Genomic DNA, 6,000 nt, shown 5'->3' with positions numbered 1-6,000 from the left:
AGTTAATGGTCTCGGTGGTGCTGTGGACTCAGCCGGCGATATTGAGGCTGCTGCCGACGCTGTTGATCGCCTGCAGGTTCTCCTGCTCGGCAGCGTCGTAGCCCTTGCCGTTCTCGCGGATCCGGTCGGCGATCGACTGGAGCGTTTCCTGCAGGCGACGCGAGGCGTCGTCGTAGTTGGTCATGAGCGTCTGGAACGCGACCTGCGCGCCGCCCTGCCACGATGCGCGCGACCCCTCGACCCGGCCACGCAGGCTGCTGATGATCCCCTGCAGCTGAGCGTTGACGTCCTCGACATGTCCGGCCGAGGCCTCCATCTGTGCGACGTCGGTAGTTACGCCTGCCATCGATTCCTCCCTCTGATCTCGGTGGAGCGCTCCCCGCTGGACGACGCCTGCCCACCCCTGTTGTGTATGGACGCGGCGCCGCGTCCATCGGTTCCACTCGCGTGGAAGTTTTTCTCCGTGGCGGCCGTCACGGCGCACCCACGCCGGCCACGACCTCTTGGCACGGTCGGTGGACCGCGAACCACGAGTCCCGGTACTGGCATCCGACGCTGATCTGGATCTCGCGTTCGCCGAACGGGATCACGAACCAGCGGACGGTCGAGCCGTCGCCCGGGGTCTCGACGTACGCCACCACGGGACGTCCGCCGAACGTCGCGCTCGCGTCGACTCCGTCGATCCGCCCGTCGGTCGCCGTCGCCGCGTCCGCGAGTTCTGCACCGATGTCCGCGAGCGAGCGCGGGCCGTCGAGGGAGTTCCGTTCGATCACGATCCTCGCCGGATCGCCGGACTCCGGTAGCAGCTCCGCGCGTGCGACACCGTCGAGGTCGCCGCGACGCTCGGGCGCGTCACGCCAGCCAGCGGGAAGCACGGCCTCGAGGCCCGCACCGAGGTCGACCACGGCGGCAACCCCGGGTGCCGACGCGACCGGAACGGGCGGGGCCGCGGGGGTTTCGCCGTCCGGCGCCGAGACATTCGGGGAAGCGACATTCGGGGCAGCCGTGTCCCCTCGTTGAGTCTGGAGCACCACACCCACCGCCGCGACGAGCATTCCGACGACGGCCACACCCACCCAGAGCGGACGCGACGGAGCTCTCCGTCGCGGTGCGGACGCACCCGGCACTCCGAGCACTCCGCGGGGTCGACGCCGCCGCGGCGCGGACGAACCACCCGACGCCGCGTACGCCGCTTCGACGGCCGCGACGATCTCGTCGGCCCCCATCTCGCGAATCGCGGTGTGTGGCCCGATGATCGGCCGCACTGCACGGTAGAGCGTTTCACCGACCGGCTGCCCGGACGCCGAGTACACGAGCACTTCCGACACCGCGGCCCCGGCGCACACCGCGGCGAGGACCCGTGCGACGCACTCCACGGGGTCGGCGTCGATGCGCGCGTACTCCGCGGCCACGGGCGCGTCCAGATCGGTCGTCACGACGCCCGGCGTGCGGACCGCACAGACCGCCGTCGCATAGATCTCGACGACAGCGACGTCCGCACGCATCGACGCGCGCAGGCTCGCGGCGCGCGCCAGCGGAATCGACGACGCCGGCTCCCCCGCTCCAGTGAGAACCGCGCCGCGCCGTCGCGCGCCCCAGTACGACGGAACGATCCACGTCGCATCGCGCGAGCCGTGGACGGTACCGGTGACGGCGGCGAGCGCATCGGCCACCCGAATCGGTTCGCCCTCGACGAGCACCCACCGCGCGCCGGTCGTCGCGAGCACGTCCGGCCCGGTGGTCGACGCGCGGACTCCGCCGCGCACCTCGTCGGGTGCGAGACGGGCGGGGCCGCTGCGGACGTCGGATCGGTCGGCGATCCAGCACCTCGGCTCGGTGACGAGGACCGTGGTCATGTCAGCTCGCCGTCATCGATGCGATCTGCACGAGCCCCGTGGCGCGACGCGACACCAGGGTTCCGCGACCGGGCGGCATCGCACTCGCCCGCACCGTGCCGATGAGATTGCCCTCGTCGCGCGAGCCGCTCATCACCAGACCGGCGGAGGCGAGATCGCGCATCCGGGCGATGACGGGTTCGTAGAGTGCTCGCGCCGCGCCACCGGAGCGGCGCGCGATGATCAGGTGGAACCCGATGTCCTTGGCGTGCGGGAGGTACTCCAGCAGGGCCGCGACGGGGTTGCCGCTGGACGTCACGACGAGGTCGTAGTCGTCCACGACGACGTAGATGTCCGGTCCGCTCCACCACGACCGATCGCGCAGTTGCTGCTGACTGACATCGGGACTCGGCATGCGCGACCGCAGGATTCCCGCGAGATCGCCCATGTTGCGCGTGAACATCTCGGAGGACGGCGCGTAGGCCGCGAGGTGATCGGTCTCGACGGCTCCGAGCATCGTCCGGCGGTAGTCGCCGATGATGATCTTCGCCTGCTGCGGGGTGTTCGACGCCATGACGCCGGCGACGATGTTGCGCAGCACCGTGGTCTTGCCACACTCGGTGTCACCGAAGATCAGGAAGTGCGGCTGGTCCGCGAAGTCGAGGAAGACCGGTGCGAGATTCGCCTCGTCGAGCCCGACAGGGATGCGCAGCGTCTTGCGCGTGGGGTCGAGGCCCTCGGGCCAGCCCGGCAGTTCCCGCAGCAACTCGTCGCGACCGAACGATTCCGGCAGCATGCGCACCCGCGGCGCACGGCCACGGGTGACCTCACCGATCCGCGCGACGGCGTCCGCGACACCGGACGCGAGGTCGGTGACGTCGGGCGTGGCGTCGACACGGGGAAGACCGATGAGCAGATGCAGTCCGTCGCGCGTGATGCCGCGTCCGGGCCGCCCCTCGGGAACCAGCGCGGCCACCTTGCGGCCGAGGTCCGAGTCGGAGGGATCGCCGAGCCGCAACTCGATGCGGGTGCCGAGTTGGTCCTTGACGGCGGGCCGGACCTCACCCCAGCGCGAGAGGCTGATCACGAGGTGGACGCCGTACGACAGGCCCTGAGCGGCGAGCGCGGTGAGCTGGGCTTCGAGCGGCTCGAAGTCCTGACGGATGCTCGCGTAACCGTCGATGACGAGAAAGACGTCGCCGAACGGATCCTCGTGAGCGCCACGGGCGGACGCGCTCGACGCCGGATCGGAGGCGCGCAGACGCCGGAACTCCGCCATCGACTCGATACCGAGATCGCGGAACCGCTCTTCGCGAGTTCGCACGATCGTCGTCATCTCGGCGACGGTGCGGCGCACGCGGTCGACGTCTCGGCGACCCGCGACCGATCCCACATGCGGGAGGTTGGCGATGCCGGAGAGCGTGCCACCACCGAAATCGAGGCAGTACACCTGCACCTGCTCGGCACTGTGAGTGAGTGCGAGCGACATCACGAGGGTGCGCAGCGCCGTCGACTTGCCGGACTGCGGACCACCGACGACGGCGACGTTGCCGGCCGATCCCGCGAGGTCGACGACCATGAGGTCACGCCGCTGATCGTAGGGACGATCGACGGCACCGATCGGCGCGCGCAGCGAACTGAGTTCGGGCACCGGATCGGTGAGCGCGGAACGCGGCAGCATGAGATCGAGGGTGGGCGCCTCCTCGAGCGGCGGCAGCCAGACCTCGTGCGCGGGATTGCCCTGTCCGCGAATGCGATCGACGATGATCTCGATCGTCGTCCTGGTCTCGGCGACGACGGGGACGTCCGGAACGACGGCCTCGATGCTCGGCGGCGGTGCGTCGAGCGCGACGGGAGCGGAGGTGAACACCTTGGGCCTGGCCTCGATCGCCTCGACGGCGTCGTGACGGCGGATGTCGTAGTGGCCGCCCTCGTACACACCCGAGACGTAGGACGCCTGGAAGCGGACGATCTCGGAGGAGTCGCACTTGAGGTATCCGGCGCCGGGCGAGGCGGGCAGATGGTAGGCGTCCGGAACGCCGAGGACACTGCGTGACTCGTTGGCGGAGAAGGTCTTCAGGCCGATGCGGTAGGAAAGGTGGCTGTCGAGGCCGCGGAGCTTTCCTTCTTCGAGACGCTGGCTGGCGAGCAGCAGATGGATGTGCAGCGAGCGGCCGAGCCGACCGATCGCCACGAAGAGTTCGGCGAACTCGGGCTGCTGGCTGAGCAGTTCGGAGAACTCGTCGACGACGATGAACAGCGCGGGCAGCGGGTCGAGATCCGCGCCGGCCATGCGCGCCTTCTCGTATTCGGTGACGTTCGCGAAGTTGCCCGCCGAGCGGAGCAGTTCTTGTCGCCGGTTCATCTCGCCGGCGAGCGCGTCACGCATGCGGTCGACCATTGCGAGTTCTTCGGCGAGGTTGGTGATGACGGCGGCGACGTGGGGTGCGTCCTCGAGCCCGAGGAATGTCGCGCCACCCTTGAAGTCGACGAGCACGAGGTTGAGTGCGTCGGGCGAATGCGTCGCGACGAGGCCGAGCACGAGCGTGCGCAGGAACTCCGACTTGCCCGAGCCCGTCGCGCCGATGCACAGTCCGTGCGGACCCATGCCGTTCTCGGCGGATTCCTTGAGGTCGATCTCCACCGGGCTGCCGTCGACGCCGAGACCGATGGGGACGCGCAGCCGTTCGCGGCCGAGCCTCGGCTGCCACGCGTGCTCGGGGTTGAGCCGCGTGATGTCGCCGACACCGATCATCTGGCCCCACGACTGCGCGGGCGCGTCGTCGTCCTCGACGTCCGCGACGGACTGCGACGGGGCGCGATAGGGGGCGAGCCGGCGAGCGAGTGTCTCGGCGCGGTGCGCGGACATGACGTCGGGCACAGCGAACTTCTCGACGCCGGAACCGCTGCGGGCACCGACGGAGTCCGCGTCCACGACCAACTGGAGGCCGCGCGTCGCGGTCAGCCGGGCGCAGAAGTGGCTGAGATCGATCACGATGGTCGAGTCGACGCCACCGTCGGTGATTGCTCCGGAGTCGCCGTCGAGGATTCCGCCGTCGACGACCACGACGATCTGCGGAACTCCCGCGCTCGGAGGCGAATTGCGGGAGAAACGGCTCCGCAGCGCCAGCATCGGGCCGAGCGCGGACTCGAGTTCGAGGATCGATCCGTAGATCATGCGGGCACTGCCGACGCCGTCGACGACGTCAGGGTGCTGGGAATGCGGGAGCCACTTGACCCATTCCCATTCGCGCGCGGTGTCCGGTCCGCACACGACGGCGACCAGCAGCGTGTCGGGTCCCTGGAAGGTGCACAGCTGCATGAGCATCGCGCGAACGAGCGACCGGGCGGCGGCGCGATCGCCGTCGATCGACAGCGACGCGAACCCGCGGAGCGAGACGGCCGTGGGCAGTTCGGGCACCACCGAGTGGGTCCGGACGAAGCGCCGCAGCGAGACCGCCGCGACCGGTTCGAGGTCGTCCACCGGCCCGGTCTCGGGAGCGATGAGCCGGGTCGCGAGCCGCTGGCTGCCGCGCCCGACGCGCACGTGACAGTAGTCGGGGTCGGTGATGCGCCGTTCCCACATTCGGGGTGTACCGGAGAGCGTCCAGAGCGTCCCGGGATCGGGGTGGCTCCATTCGAGCGACGCACGCTGCGCCTGCGCGGTGTCGCCGACGTCCTTGCGCAACTGGTCGAGGTAGCGGAGATAGTCCTTGCGGTCCTCGTTCGCCTCGGACGCCTTGGGGCCGTTGCCGCGTCCGCCGCCGGCGAGCATGCCGAGCATCGAGACCATCATCATGACCGGGAAGAGCATCGCCATCGGGCTGCGCGCCATGCCCGATGTGAACATCAGCGCCATCATGCCGATCATCGCCACGACCATGACGACGGGCAGCAGCTTCATGAGCAGATTGCCGGGGACGATTCTGGGGATCTCGGGCGGCGCCTGCAGGCTCACCTCGCCCGCGGGGATGCGCGGCACCTCACGACGCGCTCTGCGCGCGAATCGGACCGTGCTCACGTGATCGTTCCCCCCAACGCTGTCCCGGACGGGCTCGCCACCGCGGCGCCGGCCCCCCTGTGCCGGTTCCCGCCCGGTGCATCGGCAGACTAGCGCACCCGACGGCGAGTGCGATACACGGCGGGCTCGCACCGGGCGCTGATG

At 69.9% G+C, this 6,000-nt stretch carries 3 protein-coding genes; all 3 read right to left on the bottom strand.

Going from position 1 to position 6,000, the window contains the following annotated elements; all coding sequences use genetic code 11:
- Nucleotides 1-28 precede the first annotated feature (28 nt).
- On the bottom strand, nt 29-346 hold the full coding sequence (locus RR1_RS18720; protein ID WP_040775198.1) for a WXG100 family type VII secretion target: 318 nt from the start codon (nt 344-346) through the stop codon (nt 29-31).
- Between the two features lie 127 nt (nt 347-473).
- Nucleotides 474-1,856, bottom strand: coding sequence for a type VII secretion-associated protein (locus RR1_RS18715; protein WP_010840008.1), 1,383 nt, complete (start codon nt 1,854-1,856; stop codon nt 474-476).
- Nucleotide 1,857: 1 nt separating this feature from the next.
- Nucleotides 1,858-5,856 (bottom strand): type VII secretion protein EccC, encoded by a 3,999-nt coding sequence (locus RR1_RS18710; RefSeq protein ID WP_010840009.1) that lies wholly within the window; start codon nt 5,854-5,856, stop codon nt 1,858-1,860.
- Between the last annotated feature and the right edge of the window lie 144 nt (nt 5,857-6,000).

It is taken from the genome of Rhodococcus rhodnii NBRC 100604 (assembly GCF_001894925.1).
Classification (GTDB): Bacteria; Actinomycetota; Actinomycetes; order Mycobacteriales; family Mycobacteriaceae; genus Rhodococcus_F; species Rhodococcus_F rhodnii.
Note: the sequence above shows the minus strand (reverse complement) of the source record. Positions and strands in the feature narration are given on the sequence as shown.

Coding starts and splice junctions, on each gene's coding strand:
- RR1_RS18720 (WP_040775198.1), bottom strand. CDS start 346: ATGGCAGGCGTAACTACCGACGTCGCACAGATGGAGGCCTCGGCCGGA.
- RR1_RS18715 (WP_010840008.1), bottom strand. CDS start 1,856: ATGACCACGGTCCTCGTCACCGAGCCGAGGTGCTGGATCGCCGACCGA.